Here is a 15,542-nt window from a genome sequence, read left to right as displayed (position 1 = left end):
TCCTGACGCCCGGGCTTCTCAGCGCATGACATCGTGGTCGGGTGACCGAAGACTCCAACGAAGACTTCCACAGCGCCCGGCGGCGTCTTTCGCGCGCCCTCCTGTACCTGTGCACCGACGGCAGACGCGACCGCGGCGACCTGGACGAGTTCCTGGACGCCGCGCTCGCGGGCGGGGTGGACATCCTCCAGCTGCGCGAGAAGGGGCTGGAGGCGCGGGAGGAGCTCGCGCTGCTCGAACGGTTCCGCGCGGCCTGCGACCGGCACGGCGCGCTGCTGGCGGTCAACGACCGGGCCGACGTCGCGTACGCGGCGGGGCTGGCCGGGTTCGCGCCCGACGTGCTGCACCTGGGCCAGGACGACCTGCCGGTCCCGGCCGCCCGGGCGATCCTGGGCCCCGGCGTGCTCATCGGCAGGTCCACCCACGCCGAGGCCGAGGCGTCGGCCGCCGCCGTCGAGCCCGGGGTCGACTACTTCTGCTGCGGCCCGATCTGGCCCACCCCCACCAAACAGGGCCGCCCGGCCGCCGGACCCGCTCTGCTCCGCCACGCCGCAGGCCTGCCCCGCCCGTGGTTCGGCATCGGCGGCATCAACCTCACCAACCTCGACGAGGTCCTGTCGTACGGCGTACGCCGGGTCGTCGTGGTCCGGGCCATCACCGAGGCCGACGACCCGAAGGCCGCCGCCGCCGAGTTCAAGCGCCGTCTCAGCCGGGCTTAGAGCGCCTAACAGGATGAGCAGGTCGCCGCGTTACTCGCCGTTATCCGGCGCCGTTCACGCAGGTGACGGTTCTCGCCGCACCGGCGCCAAGAGCGGCGGCGGCATTCTGTTGGGCATTCCTAGCGGGGTGGCCGCGATTGGCCTAGGGGGCCGGGATAGCCGGGTGGCCCGAGGTAGCGCGCGTTAGCCGGGTTCAGGTCCGGCGCGCGGTGGCCGCCACGGCGAGCGCGGCCAGGGCCTCGCGGGCGTCGGCGGTGATGCCGGCCGTCTGGAGGGAGTCCAGCGCGTCGCGGAGGTAGCGACCGATCATGTCCTCGCAGTAGGCCAGCGCCCCGGTGTCCTCGATCACCTCGCGCAGCCGGGCCACCCCCTCGGCGTCCAGCTTCGGGTCGCCGAGCAGGTTCCGCACGTCGTGCGCCTGCGCCTTGGACGCGGCGGCGAGCGTGCGCGCGATCAGCATGGTGCGCTTGCCCTCGCGCAGGTCGTCCCCGGCGGGTTTGCCGGTCTCGACCGGGTCGCCGAACACGCCCAGCACGTCGTCGCGGAGCTGGAAGGCGATGCCCACCTTCTGGCCGTACTCGGCGCAGAACCGGTCGATCCACGGCTCGCGCGAGCGGGCGGCCAGCACCATGCCGAGGCGGAGGGGCTGCTCGACGGAGTATTTGCCGCTCTTGTAGAGGGCCACCCGCAGCGCGCTGTCGAAGGTGTTCTCGCCGTGCGCCTGTTCGAGCAGGTCCAGGTACTGCCCGCTCATCAGCTCGGTGAGCATGTGGTCGAAGACCGGCTGGGCGGCGGCCAGGGAGGCGACCGGCACGCCGCTGGTGCGCCACATCTCGCCGGACCAGATCAGCATCAGGTTCCCGAGCAGGATGGCGGCGCCCTCGCCGAACTGGAGGGCCGAGCCGCTCCACTCCGCGTCCAGGTGCAGCTTCTCGAACCGGCGGTGGGCCGACGGCATGCCGCGGCGCAGGTCGCTGGAGTCCATGACGTCGTCGTGCACGAGCGCGCTGGCCTGGAGCAGCTCCAGGGAGGCCGCCGCTGTGAACACCCCCGGGTCCGCGCCGCCGCCTGCCGCCCGCCAGCCCCAGTAGCAGAAGGCCGGGCGCAGCCGTTTGCCGCCCGCCAGGAAGTCCTCCGCCGCCGACATCACCGCGATCAGGTCGGGATCGTCGAACGCGGGGCGCTGCCGGTCGAGGAACCGCTGCAGCGCGCGGTCCACATCCGGGCGGATGAGCTCCAGCGGACCCGTGACTTTTGTCATGTATGAGAGGGTATCTTCCATTGATCCTTATCCCCTTCCCCCGGGGCGGATGGGACTTAAGATCATGAATGAGACATTGTGGATCTCTGTTTCCCGGGACAGGCCTGTAACCTGTGGGGTATGTCTCTAGGTCTTCCGTCGCGATTGCCTGACCGTGTTCCGACGGTCAAGGACCTGCTCGCCGCCGGCGAGCGGTCGTTCTCGTTCGAGTTCTTCCCGCCGAAGACCGACGAGGGGGAGCGGCAGCTGTGGCGGGCGATCCGGGAGCTTGAGGCCCTGCGCCCGACCTTCGTCTCGGTGACGTACGGCGCGGGCGGCGGGAACCGGGATCACACGGTGTCCATCGTCGAGCGGCTCGCGCACAGCACGACGCTCACGCCTGTGGCGCATTTCACCGCCGTCAATCATTCCATTCGGGAATTGCGGCATTTGGTGGGGCGATTCGCGGACGCCGGAGTGCGGAACATCCTGGCCGTGCGGGGAGACCCGCCGGGGGATCCGATGGGGACCTGGGTACGGCATCCGGAAGGCGTGGAGTATGCGGAGGATCTTGTCCGGCTGATCCGGCAGTCGGGGGAATTCTGCGTTGGTGTGGCGGCTTTCCCGTACAAACACCCGCGGTCGGCGACGATCGAGTCGGACACCGAGCAGTTCGTCCGTAAATGCCGTGCAGGCGCTGATTACGCCATCACCCAGATGTTCTTCAAAGCCGACGACTACCTCCGGCTGCGGGACCGGGTGGCGGCCAAGGGCTGCTATACGCCGATCATTCCCGGCATCATGCCGGTGACCCAGATGAGCACGATCGCCCGCTCGGAACAGTTGTCAGGCGCGCCCTTCCCGCCCGAGGTGGCCGCGCGGTTCGAGGCCGTCGCCCACGATCCGGAGTCGGTGCGCCGTCTGGGCATCGAACACGCCGCGGAACTCTGCCAGACCCTGCTGGACGAGGGCGCTCCCGGCATTCACTTCATCACCTTCAACCGCTCCAGCGCGACCCGCGAGGTCTTCCAAGCGCTGGTGCCCGCGATCGTGTAGGCATCCTCTAGCGCGGTGTCCACAAACCTTCGGTCGCAGTGCCTCACCGACCTCGGCGATCGCGACGCTCCGAGCCGGTGAGCGTTGCTGGACACCGCACGAGGCGAGGGTCTAGGGGAGGGGGAGTCGCGTCCCGGCGATCGCGTACGTCTCGTACCCGCCGGGGAAGACGAACTCGGTCATCAGGTCGAGGAAGCCGACGCTCCGGTAGAGATGCCGGGCCGCCGTGGGCGCGTCATGGGTGGACAGCACGGCGGTCCGCTCGGTCCGGTCCGCGCAGATGGCCTTGATCATCGCGCGCCCGATGCCCTTGCCCTGGAAGTCCGGCCGGACGTGGATCTCGGCCAGCTCCAGCGCGTTCCCGAACCAGTCGTCCGCGATCACCGGCCCCGCCCGCTCGAACAGCGCCCGCCGCACCACGTCGTGCCACCACTGCCCCTGCGCCCCCCGGAATCCGTAGGCGAACCCTACGATCTCCGGCGCCGCCGCGAACACGCACACGAAATCCGGATAAGTCGCGTGATTGCGCATGATGGCCATGCGCCCGGAGAGCTGATCAGGCGGCGGCCGCATCGCCGCCGTGTAGATGTCGATCACGGCATCCAGCGCCGCGACGAACGCATCCGCTCCATTTCGCCGCAATTCGATCACAGCTAGCCACCCTAGCAGTGCCGCGCGCTATGGCCGATCCGGCTGGTCCTAGTAAAGCAAGCAATTGCTTGACATCGCGCGGCGCTGCCTTCTAAGGTCGAGATGTCCGTAGGGACGGTGTTTCCGCCCTAACCAGGACGCCTCGATCTGCTGGTGCAATGAAATCGATCACCGATTTGGAAGTGCTCGGGATGGTTGCTGTGACGCATGAGCATGTGTCTGGTGAGTTGTTCCGTTCGGTGTTCCGCCACCACCCGGCGGGGGTCACCGTGGTGACGTTCGAGTCGCCGGGCGGTCCGGTGGGCTTCACCGCGACCTCGGTCGTCTCGGTGTCGCTCGTCCCGCCGCTGCTGTCGTTCGCGATCGCCCACACCTCCTCCAGCCTGGAAGCGCTTTCCCAGGCCGACACCGCGCTCGTGCACTGGCTGGAGGCCGGGCAGTCACACCTGGCCAACCGGTTCGCGCGCAGCGCGGACGAGCGCTTCAGCGACCCGGAGTCGTGGACCCCGCTCCCGTCCGGCGAGCCGTTGTTACGCGGGGTGGGAACCTGGGCGAGGTGCCGCCTGGCCGAGCGCTTCCAGGCGGGCGATCACACGATCGTCATCGGGCTGGTCGTGGAGGCCCAGGTGGACGGGGCGGGCGACAACGCCCCGCTGGTCTACGCGGACGGCCGCTACCACGAGATCACCCCGATCACCCCACGCCTCAGCCCGCGCTGACCAGCTCAGCCGAGGTCGCGGCGCGGATACCGCTCGAACCGCTCCGGCAGCGGGGAGGCCGGGTGGGTCGCGGCCCCGGCCACCCGCACCTGGCGGGTGTCCAGCAGCCAGCCCGCTCCCGAGCGGGCCAGCGTGTCGACGTACCGCCCCCAGATGTGCAGCTGCTCGCCGTTGGCCGCGCTCTCGTGCCAGGCGTACACGTAGCTGACGGCCGACGCGGCGTCGCCGGACAGCTCCACCCGGATGTTGGACAGGTGGTGGTTGGTGGCGCGATAGCGCCCCAGCCGGTCGGCGAAGAGGGCGCGCAGCGACTCCCTGCCGGTGAACACCGCGCCGTTGCCGTAGTCGAAGGAGGCGCCCTCGGTGAAGATGCTGGCCAGCTCGTCCACCTCGGCCCGGTCCACCAGGTCGCAGTAGGCCAGCAGCACCTCGGTGACGGCCTGCCTGTCGGCCGCCTCCCGCCAATCGTTCATCGGGCCACCTCTCGCTTTCCCTCGTCCGCGAAGCCGCGGAGGATGTCGCTCAGCCGGTCGTCCTCGACCGGCCACGGGTAGTAGGACGAGATCCGGTCCAGCCGCCCGCCGAACCGCTCGGCGCAGAGCTTCGGCATCTCCTCGGGCCGTCCCAGCACCGCGATGTGCCCCAGCAGCGTGTCGTCGATCAGGTCGCCCATCCTGGTCCACTCGCCCGCCCGGGACAGCTCGCGCAGCTCGGGCTGCAGCTCCTCGTATCCCACGCTGGCCAGCACGCGCCGGTAGGCGGGGGTGGAGGCGTAGAACGCGATCTGCTCCCTGGTCTTGCGCTTCATCGCCTCGAACTGCTCCTCGGTGTCCCCCATCACCATGAAGATGGGGCAGTAGAGCGACACCCGCGACCGATCGCGCGAGGCCGCGGCCAGGCCGCGCTCCAGCGCGGGCAGGGTGACCTCGTCCAGGTAGGCCGCGGTGGTCACGCCGTGCAGGATCAGGCCGTCGCACAGCTCCCCGCCCAGCTCGGTCATCCGATCCCCGACGGCGGCGATCATCACGGGGATGGGCAGCTCGTGCCGGTCCGGCGTGAACACCGGCGACATCAGCGTGTGCCGGTAGTAGGGCCCCTCGTAGTTCAGCTTCGTCCCGGTGCGCCACGCGCTCCAGATCGCGTCCAGCGCGGTGAGGAAGTCGCGCATGCGCGCCACCGGGCTGCCCCACGGCATCGAGAAGCGCCGCTCGACGTGCGCCCGCACCTGGGTGCCCAAGCCCATCACGAAGCGCCCGCCGGACAGCGCGGCCAGATCCCACCCCAGGTACGCGGTGGACATCGGGTTGCGCGCGAAGGCCACCGCGATGGCCGTGCCGACCGTCGTCCCGCTGGTGGCCATGAGGGCCGCCTGCGACTGCAGGAAGGCGTCGGTCACGCTCTCGCTCGCCCACACGCCGTCGAAACCGGCCCGCTCGGCCCACGCCGCGGCCGGGCCGCAGACGGCGGCGGAGGAACCGATCAAACCAAGGTCGATCTTCATCGGGCGTCCTTCGGTAGTCCCAGCACGCGCTCGCCCACGGCGTTGCGCATGATTTCGTCGGTGCCGCCGCCGACCCGCAGGCCGGGCAGCCCGAGGATCAGCTCCGACCAGGCGTAGGTGCCCCACTCGCCGGTGTCGGCGACCAGGGCGGCGCCGAGCGCGTCCGCGGCGATGTCCCCGGCCCGGCGCAGCAGGTCGGTGAGGATCAGCTTGGTGACGGCCAGTTCGGGGCCGGGGACCCCGCCGCTGAGCATCCGGGCCGTGGTCTCGCGCGCCGCCCAGCTCCTGATGTGCAGGTCGGCCAGGGCGTCGCGGATCCGCGCGTCCCTGGCCGCGCCGGTGTGCCTGGCCAGGTCCACCAGGCGGGCCAGCAGTTCCTCGTCGAGCCCGCTCTCCAGGCCGATCGCGCCGCGCTCGTTGAGCAGCACGTCCACCACGACCCGCCAGCCCTGGTCCACCTCGCCGAGGCGGTGGTCGTCGGGCACGTACACGTCGGTGAGGAACACCTCGTCGAACGAGGCGCCACCGGTCAGCTGCCGGATCGGGCGGATCTCGACGCCGGGCGCCCGCATGTCGACCAGGAAGGTGGACAGCCCGGCGTGTTTGGGCGCGTCGCGGTTGGTCCGGGCGATGCACAGTCCCAGGTCGCTGTAGTGGGCGCCGGAGCTCCACACCTTCTGCCCGTTGAGGACCCACCCGTCGCCGCGCCGCTCCGCCCGGGTGGTCAGACCGGCCAGGTCGGAGCCCGCGCCGGGTTCGGAGAAGAGCTGGCAGGCGAGGAGGCCGGCGGTTCTGAGGCGGCGCAGGTAGGTGGTCTTGAGGAAGTCCGAGCCGTGGGTGAGGAGCGCGGGGCAGAACGTCGAGACGCTGAACCGGGTGTAGCCGTCGTCGGGGAGGTCGTACTGCGATTCCAGCTCGCGGAACGCGGTCGCGTACGGGGTGGGCAGCTCGCGCCCGCCGTAGGCGGCCGGGCCGTTGATCCAGGCCAGCCCGGCCCGGTCGAGGGCGGCGCGGTAGTCCTTGAGGCGGGCGATCTCCTCCTGCTCGCCCTCGGCCCGCTCGGCGACCACCGAGACCCGGTCGTCGCCCTGGCCCCAGACCGGGCGGCCGGTCCCGCCGGAGCGGCGGGAGGTGTAGGAGTCGAGGAATTCGGCCGCCTCGCGGTGGAACTCCTCCTCCGATAGCCGGTTCATGGTCCTCCAGGTCGGTCGGGCGGCTGTTTGCTCTCGCCGTCCGGGTCTGGCTATGCTAGCAAAGCAATCGCTTGATTTACACGCTCACGGGACGCGTACCAGGACCAAGAGGAGCCTTGATGAGCGGAATCACCTCTTACGGTGTGTACGTCCCGGCGTACCGGCTGGACCGGGGGGAGATCGGCGCCTCCCTCGGGCTGCCGGGGCTGAGCGGTGCGCGCGCGGTGGCCGGGCACGACGAGGACAGCACCACGCTCGCGGTGGAGGCGGCCCGGCGCGCCCTGCGGCGCGCGCCCGGATTCCCGGCCGCCGAGCTGTGGTTCGCCAGCACCCGCCCCGCCTACCTGGAGCGCGGCAACGCCGCCGCGATCGCCATGGCGCTCGGCCTGCCCGAGGAGCTGGCGGCCTTCGACGCGGGCGGCGCCATCAGGTCCGGCGCGGGCGCCCTCCGGGCGGGCCTGCGCGGCGATGGAGCCGTCGTCGCGCTGGCCGACCTGAGATACGGGCTGCCCGGCTCGGAGGACGAGCTGCTCGGCGGCGACGCGGCCGCCGCCTTCACCATGGGGGACGATCCCATCGCCGAGCTGCTGGGCGGCGCGTCCCGCACCATGGAGCTGCTGGACCGCTGGCGGGTTCCCGGCGCGATCCGCACCAGGACCTGGGAGGAACGTTTCGGCGTCGAGGACTACCTGGAGGCCGTCGAGGCGGTGACCGCGGCGGCGGCCAAGGAGGCGGGGCTGGAACCTGACGAGATCGACCACGTCGTGATCAGCGGTCCGCACGCGCGGGCCGTGCGGGAGGCGCGCCGCCGCTTCGAGCCGGCCCGGCTCGCGGCCGGGCTCACCGCCGACGCCGGCTACGCGGGCGCGGCGGACTTCGGCGTCCGGCTCTGCGCCGCGCTGGACCAGGCCGAGCCGGGGCAGACCATCCTGGCCGTGCTGGCCGCCGACGGGGCCGACGCGTTCGTGTTCCGCGCCACGCCGAAGCTGGCCGCCTACCGGGCGGCCGTCCCGCCGGAGCCCCGCGCGGTGCTCCCGCTCCGCTACGCCGAGTACCTCACCTGGCGGGGCCTGCTCGACCGGGAGCCGCCGCGGCGTCCGGAGGCCAAGGCCCCCGCCCCGCCCGCCTCCTGGCGGAACATGCGCTGGAAGTTCTCCTTCACCGCGGCCCAGTGCGCCGCCTGCGGCACCAGGAACCTGCCGCCGCGCCGGGTCTGCCTCGGCTGCGGGGCCGCCGACCGGGGTGAGCCGGTGTCCCTGCGCGACCTGCTCGGCACCGTGGCGACCTTCACCGACGACTGGCTCTCCGAGTCGGTGCAGCTCCCGGCCAAGGCGGTGGCCGTGGACTTCGACGGCGGCGGCCGGTTCGAGTTCGAGATGACCGACGCCCCCGGGCGCGAGGTGGCCATCGGGGACCGGGTGGAACCCGTCTTCCGGCTGGCCGGCGTGGCCGCCAACGAGATCCGCAACTACATCTGGAAGGTTCGCCCCCACGAGGAGGAGTCCTGATGCCCGCCCACGCCCTGAAGAACCCGGTGGCCGTCGTCGGCATGAGCTGCACCCGATTCGGCGAGCTCTGGGACAAAGACGTCGACGACCTCCTGGTCGAGGCGACCCTCGGCGCCGTGGGGAGCGTGCCAGGACTGGAGCTCGGCGACGTGGACGCCTTCTGGCTCGGCACGATGACCTCCGGCGTCTCCGGCCTCACCCTGACCCGGCCGATGAACATCGCCGACCGCCCGGTCACCCGGGTGGAGAACATGTGCGCCACCGGCTCCGAGGCGTTCAGGAACGCGTGTTACGCCGTGTCCTCAGGGGCGTACGACACGGTCATGGCTGTGGGCGGCGAGAAGCTGAAGGACTTCGGCTTCTCCGGCCTGGAGATGCCCAGCGTGCCCGGCGACGGCACGCCCGCCAACCTCAGCGCGCCCGCCATGTACTCGATGATCGTGCCGTCCTACGCGCGCCGGTACGGGATCTCCGAGGAGCAGGTCAAGGAGGCGATGACCCACATCGCCTGGCGGAACCACGCCAACGGCGCGCTGAACCCGCGCGCGCAGTTCCGCAAGAGCGTGCCGAAACAGGTCATCGCCCGCGCCCCGGCCATCGCCGGGCGGCTGAGCGTCTTCGACAGCTCCGGGGTCGCCGACGGCGCCGCGGCGGCGGTCATCGTCCGGGCCGAGGACGCCCGCAAGTACACCGACCGCCCGCTGTACGTGCACGCGCTCGCGCTCAGCGCCGGTGCCGCGACCGGGCGCAACGACGACCGGTACGACTACTCCGACCTGCCCGAGGTGGTCAACTCCAGCCGGGTGGCGTACGAGCAGGCCGGGATCACCGACCCGGCCACCCAGATCTCGCTGGCCGAGGTGCACGACTGCTTCACGCCGACCGAGCTGGTGCTGATGGAGGAACTCGGTTTCTCGGCTCGCGGCCGGGCCTGGGAGGATGTGCTGGCCGGGCGCTACGACCTGGGCGGCGCGCTGCCGGTCAATCCCGACGGGGGCCTGAAGAGTTTCGGTCATCCCGTCGGCGCGAGCGGGCTGCGCATGCTGTTCGAGATGTGGCTGCAGTTCCGGGGCGAGGCCGGGGAACGTCAAGTAGCCAATCCCGGGTTCGGCCTGGTGCAGAATCAAGGAGGCAGTCCCGGCGCGCTCGTGAGCGCCGTCTCGATCGTGTCGGATCGAGCGCCCTGAGCCACCGGGGCGAACACGCCCGATTTCCCTGACCGTTGTTCAGTTGAGGTAGGACACTCGATGACCCCTCCAGGAAAGACCACCAAGAGCGCTACCGGGAACCGGCGCAAGTCGACCGGGTCGCCCATCGGGCAGGCGCGCAAGGAGAGCGTCCTGCTCGCCGCGGCCAAGGTCTTCGCCGAGAAGGGCTTCTCCAGCGCGACGGTGCGCGACGTGGCGGACGAGGCGGGCATGCTCTCCGGCAGCCTCTACTACTACTTCGACTCCAAGGAGGCGATCGTCGAGCAGGTGCTCCTGGACTACCTGGACACGGTGATCAGGGAGTACCGCGCCGCGGTCGCGGACGCGGCGGGTCCCGCCGAGGCGCTGCGGGAGCTGATGGCGCGGGCGCTGCTGAGCGTGGCCCGCAACCGCTACCAGGTCCTGATCCTGCAGAACGACTGGCACTACGTGCAGGACTTCCCGAGTATCTCCCGCGGCCAGAACGAGATCGCCCAGATCTGGATGGACGTCATCGACGCCGGCATGGCCGGGGGCGTCTTCCGGAAGGAGTTCAGCGCGCGGATGGTGTACCGGACCGTGATGGGCGCCGTGCAGGCCATCATCCGCTGGTTCGACCCTGACGGGCCCATCACCATCGACGAGATCATCCACATCGAGACCGAGCTGCTCCTGAACGGGGTGAACGTCCCGGCTCCTTGAGCCGGGGCCGCCCCCGGCAGGGGCCGCGGCCTGGTCCAAGATTGAAGCAATTGCTTGCTCGGCAGTACGAAAGGATCCGCATGAGGGAGGACGCGGCGCTCCGCGCCGAGTTCGGGGCGACCGTTGGCCGGTTCCTCGACGCCCGCAGCCCGGTCGCGGTCAGCCGGGACTCCCTCGGCGGGCCGGGCGAGCCGCTGTGGCGGGCGCTCGCCGAGGAGCTGGGCCTGCCCGGCCTGCTGCTGGACGAGCGGGCGGGCGGCCAGGGCGGATCCATCGCCGACCTGGGGGCCGCCCTGATCGAGGCCGGCCGGGTCGGGCTGCCCGCCTCGCTCCTGGTCACGGCCGGGCTGGCCGTGCCGCTGCTGGCCAGGTCCGGCGCCGAGCCGGGCCGCGGCCTGCTGGCCGAGATCGTGGCCGGGCGCGCGGTGGTGGCCCTGGCCCTGCACGAGGACAGCGCCGGGGTGGCGCTGGACGCGCCGGGGACCGAGGTGGAGCCGGGGGACGGCGAGTGCCGGATCTCCGGGCGCAAGCGGTTCGTCGCGGCCGGCGAGGCGGCGACCCACTTCATCGTGCTGGCCCGCACCGCCCTGGTCCTGGTCGAGCGCGGCGCGGACGGCCTGCTGGCCGAGCCGATGCGGGCCCTGGACCACGGCCGGGGCCTGGCGATCCTGACCATGGACCAGACCCGCGGGCAGGTGCTGGCGGAGGGCGCGCGGGCGCGTGAGCTGGCCGAGCGGGCGTTCACCGAAGGCGCGCTGCTGACCGCGGCGGACGCCCTCGGCATCGGCGAACGATGCCTGGGGCTGGCCGTCGACTACGCCAAAACCCGCACTCAGTTCGGCCGCGCCATCGGCTCCTTCCAGGCGATCAAGCACAAGCTGGCCGACATGTACGCGGAGACGGCCACCGCCAGGTCGGCGGTGGAGCGCGCGCTCGACCAGGCCGCCGCCGGGGAACCGGGCTGGGAGCTCACCGCCTCCATGGCGAAGGCGCGCGCCGGTGACGCCGTGCTGCACGTGGTCAGGGAGGCCATCCACGTGCACGGCGGGATCGGGTTCACCTGGGAGCACGAGCTCTCCCACCACTTCCGGCGCGCGCTGACCGGCTTCGCCCTCTTCGGCACCCCCGCACACCACCGCGACATCGTCGCCCGCGCCCTCGGAGTGTAGCCATGTCCGACATCCCGTCCAGCGTCGTGCTGCGCGAGGTGGGCCCGCGCGACGGGCTGCAGAACGAGGCCCCGGTGCCCGCCGCGCGCAAGGCCGAGCTGATCGCGGCGCTGGGCACGACCGGCCTGTCCCGCATCGAGGCGGTGGCGTTCGTGCACCCCAAGGCCATCCCGCAGATGGCGGACGCGGCCGAGGTGTGGGCCGCGGTGGCGCCCGCCCCCGGTGTCGGGTACTCGGCGCTGGTGCCCAATCTGAACGGCGCGCGCCGCGCGCTGGCCGCCGGCTTCACCGACCTGGAGGTCGTCGTGTCGGCCTCCGAGACGCACAACCTGCGGAATGTGAACCGCACCCCGGAGCAATCACTCGACGGGATCGCCGAGGTGATCGACTTCGCCCACCGCAGCGGCGCGACCTGCCAGGTGATCGTCGCGACCGCGTTCGGCTGCCCGTACGAGGGCGAGGTGCCCGCCGAGCGCGTCGCCGCGTTCGCCCTGCGCGCCGTCGCCGACGGGGCCGACTCGGTGTGCTTCGGCGACACCACGGGGATGGGCTCGCCACCCCGGGTCCGGCGGCTGACCGGCCTCTTCCGCGACCAGGCCCCCGATAGCCGCCTCGCCCTGCACCTGCACGACACCCGGGGCACCGGCCTGGCCAACCTGGTCGCGGGCCTGGAACTGGGCGTGGCCGAGTTCGACGCCAGCGTGGGCGGCCTCGGCGGCTGCCCGTACGCGCCGGGGGCCACCGGCAACATCGCCAGCGAGGAGGCGGTCTACTTGCTCCAGGAAATGTCCGTGCACACGGGCGTGGATCTGGAGGCGCTGCTGGAGGTCGCCGCCCTGGCGCAGGAGATCGTCGGCCGCGAGCTGCCGTCCCGGCTGCTCAAGGCGGGCCCGCGGACACGGTTGAGTGTGTGAACGGAGATAAGGCATGCCTTTGGACCCCGGCTACATCGGCAGTACGGTAGGCCCTTTCACGACCGAGTGGACCGCCCGCGAGACGCTGCTCTACGCGCTCGCCGTGGGCGCGGGGGCGCAGGAACTCCAGTTCACCACCGAGCACAGCGCCGGGATCGCGCAGCAGGTCATCCCGAGCTTCGCCGTGCTCCTCGGTTACCACGGCGGGCTGCCGGAGATCGGCACGTACGACCCGGGCAAGGCCGTACACGCCGAGCAGCACTTCGAGCTGGAACGCCCGCTTCCCCCGGAGGGCCGGGCGGTGTCCACGGTCACCGTCACCGACATGTGGGACAAGGGCAGGGACGCGCTGGTCTGGACCGAGACCCGGACGGCCGACGCGGCGACCGGGGACCCGCTCGCGGTCGCCCGCTCCTGCGCCTACCTGGGCGGGGCGGGCGGCTTCGGCGGGGAGCGCGGGCCCCGCACGGAGTGGTCGCCGCCGGACCGCGAGCCGGACGCCGTGATCCGCCTGGCGACCCGGCCCGACCAGGCGCTCCTCTACCGGCTTACGGGCGACCGTAACCCGCTCCACTCCGACCCGGCCTTCGCCGCCAGGTACGGCTTCGCCCGGCCGATCCTGCACGGCCTGTGCACCTACGGCTTCACCGCCCGCGCCATCGTGAACGGGCTCTGCGACGGGGACGCCACCCGGCTACGCGGGATGTCGGGGCGCTTCTCGCGGCCGGTGCTCCCGGGGGAGACCCTCACGGTGGCGCTCTGGCGGGACGGCGCCGAGGTGCGCTTCCTGACCTCGGCCGACGCCGGCACGGTCATCGACCGGGGCGGCGCCGTCCTGGCCGGACCGTGACCGAAAAGCAGCCGCCGACCCCTTGCCTGTCCGTTCTCACCTCACACATAATCAAGCAGTTGCTTTAAAAGCAAGCATTTGCTTTACAGCATCGGGGGTCCGGATGTCAGGGCCTTAACCCAGGAGGGTGCATCGTGTCTCGTCAAACCACCACATGGAGAGGAACACGCCTGGCCGTCGTCAGCGCCGCGCTCTCCGCCGTCATGATCCTCGCCTCGTGCGGCTCGTCCGGCGACGACGCCCCGGGCGCGGCGGCCGAGGGCCAGGTCTACAAGGTCGGCTTCCCCGCGCTGCTCACCGGCGCCGCCGCGTTCGCGGGCAAGCCCATCGTGCAGGGCGCGCAGGTCGCCGTCGAGGAGATCAACCAGACCGCGTTCCTCGGCCAGGGCGCGACCGTCGACCTGAAGGTGGAGGACATCAAGTCCGACCCGGCCAAGGCGATCGCCCTCTACCGCCAGTACGCCACCGAGGGCGCGGCCGGAGTGCTCTGCTGCGGCCTCTCCAACGAAGCCGGGGCGCTGGCCCCCGTCATCCGGCAGAGCAAGGTGCCCGCCATCGTCACCTCGGCGATCCTGGACGGGCTCGCCTCCCCGCCGCACCTGTTCCGCCCCGTCGTCCTGCCCTCCTCCCCGGGCGGCGTGTACGACAAGTTCGTCGACAGCATGGCGAAGGCGGAGGCGTACAAGACGGCCGTCGTGGTCGTCAACGGCGACGTGGACGCCATGGTCGCCGACGGCAAGGTGTGGCAGGCGGCGCTGGAGCGCAACGGCGTCAAGGTGCTGGAGACCATCGCCGTCGGCTCCGCCGACCGGGACTTCACCGCCACCGCCACCCAGATCGAGGCCCAGACCCCGGACGTGGTGGTCGCCAGCACCCTGGGCACGCCCACCGCGCTGCTGGCCCGCTCGCTCCGCGACCGCGGCTACGACAAGCGCATCCTGTCCAGCTACGGCGCCTCCGGGCCCGCCCTGTTCGACGCCGGCGGGGCCGGGCTCGCGGGGCTGGCCTTCGCGACCCCCTTCGCCGCCGACCATCCCGTCAACGACACGGCCAGGAAGTTCACCGAGCGCTACCGGGCCAAGTTCAACACGGCCCCCGACATGTTCGCCGCCCAGGGCTACACCGCGATGTGGCTGCTGGCCATGGGCCTGAAGAACGCGGGCCCGGGCGCGGCCCCCGAGGCGGTCGGGCAGGGTCTGGCGAAGGTCGCCACGCAGGAGTCCGTCTACGGCGGCCTCCGATACGAGGGCGGCCAGGCGATCCTCGAATCGCCCGGCGTCTACCTGGAGTGGACCGCGGACGGCAAGTTCAGCGCGCTCAGCAACGGCTGAACGGCGGAAGGACATCCTGGTGGAGTTCGGCATAGCGTGCGACATCACCACCGTGGGACCGGGCCTGCTCGGCGAGATCGAGGCGGCCGCCGAGGCCGCCGAGCAGGCGGGGTTCGCCACCTGGTGGGCGAGCGGCGACCGTGAGCAGGCCGTCTCCGGCGGGCACGACGCGGTCCTGGCGTTGCAGTGCGTGGCGCGGGCGACCGAAGGGCTCGGGCTCCGGCTCAGCGGGGACGTGCTCTCCGCGCGCAGCCCCGCCGTGCGGGCCAAGCAGCTCGCGACGCTGGACTGGTTCAGCGACGGCCGGCTGGAGTACGGGCTCGACCTGGGTGCCGTGCTCGACCAGGACTCCGGCGAAACGAATCCGCGGACGGCGGCGGAGCACCTGGCCGCCATGCGGGCCCTGTGGTCGCAGCCGCGGGCGGCGTTCGAGGGCGAGCGGGTCGCGTTCCGCGGCGCGATCGCCCTCCCCCGCCCGGCGGGCGGCGGCCTGAAGGTCCACGTCCGCCACGGTGACCCGGCCGTCCTGCGGATGCTCGCCCGGCACGCGGACGGCTGGCTCGGCTGGCTGGTCCCGGCGGACGAGCTGCCCGCCGCGCTCGCCGGGCTCGCGGCGGCGCTCGGCGAGGCCGGGCGGCCCGCGGTGGAGGTCAGGCGCACCTGGCTGGTTCCCGGTGACGAGTTCGCCCAGGCCAGGGACATAGTGTCCGCGGATCCCTCGCTGGGCGTGGACGAGCTGGTCGCGGTGTTCGGCACGCTGCCCGCGCCCGAGCGGGTGCGGGCCCTGATATGAGCTCTCGGA

The 15,542-nt window shown here is 71.9% G+C and carries 16 protein-coding genes; 11 read left to right on the top strand and 5 right to left on the bottom strand.

Annotated elements, in window-relative coordinates; translation table 11 throughout:
- The first annotated feature begins 41 nt into the window (after positions 1-41).
- Positions 42-719: a thiamine phosphate synthase gene (gene thiE / locus Amac_RS19270; RefSeq protein WP_155355757.1), complete on the top strand. Its 678-nt coding sequence runs from the start codon at positions 42-44 to the stop codon at positions 717-719.
- Between the two features lie 193 nt (positions 720-912).
- On the opposite strand, the gene Amac_RS19265 is transcribed toward thiE, so the two are convergent.
- On the bottom strand, positions 913-1,980 hold the full coding sequence (locus tag Amac_RS19265) for a polyprenyl synthetase family protein (protein ID WP_155355756.1): 1,068 nt from the start codon (positions 1,978-1,980) through the stop codon (positions 913-915).
- A gap of 120 nt (positions 1,981-2,100) precedes the next feature.
- Here Amac_RS19265 and metF point away from each other — a divergent pair, with 120 nt between their 5' ends.
- On the top strand, positions 2,101-3,015 hold the full coding sequence (gene metF, locus Amac_RS19260; RefSeq protein ID WP_155355755.1) for a methylenetetrahydrofolate reductase [NAD(P)H]: 915 nt from the start codon (positions 2,101-2,103) through the stop codon (positions 3,013-3,015).
- 111 nt (positions 3,016-3,126) lie between these two features.
- Here the strand turns inward: metF and Amac_RS19255 are convergent, their stop codons facing one another.
- On the bottom strand, positions 3,127-3,666 hold the full coding sequence (locus Amac_RS19255; protein WP_246268477.1) for a GNAT family N-acetyltransferase: 540 nt from the start codon (positions 3,664-3,666) through the stop codon (positions 3,127-3,129).
- A gap of 200 nt (positions 3,667-3,866) precedes the next feature.
- Between Amac_RS19255 and Amac_RS19250 the strand changes: the two genes are divergently transcribed.
- Positions 3,867-4,385 carry a flavin reductase family protein gene (locus tag Amac_RS19250; protein WP_218041171.1) on the top strand — a complete coding sequence of 173 codons (519 nt, stop codon included), beginning with the start codon at positions 3,867-3,869 and terminating at the stop codon, positions 4,383-4,385.
- Between the two features lie 5 nt (positions 4,386-4,390).
- On the opposite strand, the gene Amac_RS19245 is transcribed toward Amac_RS19250, so the two are convergent.
- Genes Amac_RS19245 through Amac_RS19235 form a run of 3 tightly spaced genes read right to left on the bottom strand, consistent with a single transcriptional unit; the run spans position 4,391 to position 7,079 of the window.
- The gene (locus tag Amac_RS19245) at positions 4,391-4,858 is read right to left on the bottom strand and encodes a nuclear transport factor 2 family protein (protein WP_155355754.1); all 468 of its coding nucleotides are present in this window, start codon (positions 4,856-4,858) and stop codon (positions 4,391-4,393) included.
- On the bottom strand, positions 4,855-5,886 hold the full coding sequence (locus Amac_RS19240; protein ID WP_155355753.1) for a TIGR03617 family F420-dependent LLM class oxidoreductase: 1,032 nt from the start codon (positions 5,884-5,886) through the stop codon (positions 4,855-4,857). The genes Amac_RS19245 and Amac_RS19240 overlap by 4 nt, the downstream gene beginning before the upstream one ends.
- A complete protein-coding gene (locus Amac_RS19235; protein ID WP_155355752.1) occupies positions 5,883-7,079 on the bottom strand; it encodes an acyl-CoA dehydrogenase family protein in 1,197 nt (398 codons plus the stop codon). The genes Amac_RS19240 and Amac_RS19235 overlap by 4 nt, the downstream gene beginning before the upstream one ends.
- A gap of 119 nt (positions 7,080-7,198) precedes the next feature.
- Between Amac_RS19235 and Amac_RS19230 the strand changes: the two genes are divergently transcribed.
- The 8 genes from Amac_RS19230 (at position 7,199) to Amac_RS19195 (ending at position 15,533) form a co-directional block, all read left to right on the top strand.
- Entirely contained in the window at positions 7,199-8,587 is a 1,389-nt protein-coding gene (locus Amac_RS19230; RefSeq protein ID WP_155355751.1) for a zinc ribbon domain-containing protein, read from the top strand.
- Positions 8,587-9,774 (top strand): acetyl-CoA acetyltransferase, encoded by a 1,188-nt coding sequence (locus Amac_RS19225; protein ID WP_155355750.1) that lies wholly within the window; start codon positions 8,587-8,589, stop codon positions 9,772-9,774. The genes Amac_RS19230 and Amac_RS19225 overlap by 1 nt, the downstream gene beginning before the upstream one ends.
- A gap of 60 nt (positions 9,775-9,834) precedes the next feature.
- A complete protein-coding gene (locus tag Amac_RS19220; RefSeq protein ID WP_155355749.1) occupies positions 9,835-10,476 on the top strand; it encodes a TetR/AcrR family transcriptional regulator in 642 nt (213 codons plus the stop codon).
- A gap of 80 nt (positions 10,477-10,556) precedes the next feature.
- A complete protein-coding gene (locus Amac_RS19215; RefSeq protein ID WP_155355748.1) occupies positions 10,557-11,645 on the top strand; it encodes an acyl-CoA dehydrogenase family protein in 1,089 nt (362 codons plus the stop codon).
- Positions 11,646-11,647: 2 nt separating this feature from the next.
- Positions 11,648-12,559, top strand: a complete 912-nt coding sequence (locus Amac_RS19210; RefSeq protein WP_155355747.1) for a hydroxymethylglutaryl-CoA lyase — start codon at positions 11,648-11,650, stop codon at positions 12,557-12,559.
- A gap of 13 nt (positions 12,560-12,572) precedes the next feature.
- Entirely contained in the window at positions 12,573-13,409 is an 837-nt protein-coding gene (locus Amac_RS19205; RefSeq protein ID WP_155355746.1) for a MaoC/PaaZ C-terminal domain-containing protein, read from the top strand.
- 134 nt (positions 13,410-13,543) lie between these two features.
- Complete coding sequence (locus Amac_RS19200; RefSeq protein WP_155355745.1) at positions 13,544-14,740, top strand: ABC transporter substrate-binding protein; 1,197 nt, start codon at positions 13,544-13,546, stop codon at positions 14,738-14,740.
- Positions 14,741-14,759: 19 nt separating this feature from the next.
- On the top strand, positions 14,760-15,533 hold the full coding sequence (locus Amac_RS19195; protein WP_170322560.1) for an LLM class flavin-dependent oxidoreductase: 774 nt from the start codon (positions 14,760-14,762) through the stop codon (positions 15,531-15,533).
- The last annotated feature ends 9 nt before the right edge of the window (positions 15,534-15,542 follow it).

It is taken from the genome of Acrocarpospora macrocephala (genome assembly GCF_009687865.1).
Taxonomy (GTDB): Bacteria; Actinomycetota; Actinomycetes; order Streptosporangiales; family Streptosporangiaceae; genus Acrocarpospora; species Acrocarpospora macrocephala.
The sequence above is the reverse complement of the archived record's forward strand: the minus strand, read 5'-3'. Positions and strand labels throughout refer to the sequence as shown.

What these genes read in the sequence shown, in the direction of transcription:
- Amac_RS19265 (WP_155355756.1), bottom strand. Translation starts at nt 1,980, where the DNA reads ATGACAAAAGTCACGGGTCCGCTGGAGCTCATCCGCCCGGATGTGGAC.
- metF (WP_155355755.1), top strand. Translation starts at nt 2,101, where the DNA reads ATGTCTCTAGGTCTTCCGTCGCGATTGCCTGACCGTGTTCCGACGGTC.
- Amac_RS19245 (WP_155355754.1), bottom strand. Translation starts at nt 4,858, where the DNA reads ATGAACGATTGGCGGGAGGCGGCCGACAGGCAGGCCGTCACCGAGGTG.
- Amac_RS19215 (WP_155355748.1), top strand. Translation starts at nt 10,557, where the DNA reads ATGAGGGAGGACGCGGCGCTCCGCGCCGAGTTCGGGGCGACCGTTGGC.
- Amac_RS19220 (WP_155355749.1), top strand. Translation starts at nt 9,835, where the DNA reads ATGACCCCTCCAGGAAAGACCACCAAGAGCGCTACCGGGAACCGGCGC.
- Amac_RS19230 (WP_155355751.1), top strand. Translation starts at nt 7,199, where the DNA reads ATGAGCGGAATCACCTCTTACGGTGTGTACGTCCCGGCGTACCGGCTG.
- Amac_RS19235 (WP_155355752.1), bottom strand. Translation starts at nt 7,079, where the DNA reads ATGAACCGGCTATCGGAGGAGGAGTTCCACCGCGAGGCGGCCGAATTC.
- Amac_RS19240 (WP_155355753.1), bottom strand. Translation starts at nt 5,886, where the DNA reads ATGAAGATCGACCTTGGTTTGATCGGTTCCTCCGCCGCCGTCTGCGGC.
- Amac_RS19225 (WP_155355750.1), top strand. Translation starts at nt 8,587, where the DNA reads ATGCCCGCCCACGCCCTGAAGAACCCGGTGGCCGTCGTCGGCATGAGC.
- Amac_RS19205 (WP_155355746.1), top strand. Translation starts at nt 12,573, where the DNA reads ATGCCTTTGGACCCCGGCTACATCGGCAGTACGGTAGGCCCTTTCACG.
- Amac_RS19210 (WP_155355747.1), top strand. Translation starts at nt 11,648, where the DNA reads ATGTCCGACATCCCGTCCAGCGTCGTGCTGCGCGAGGTGGGCCCGCGC.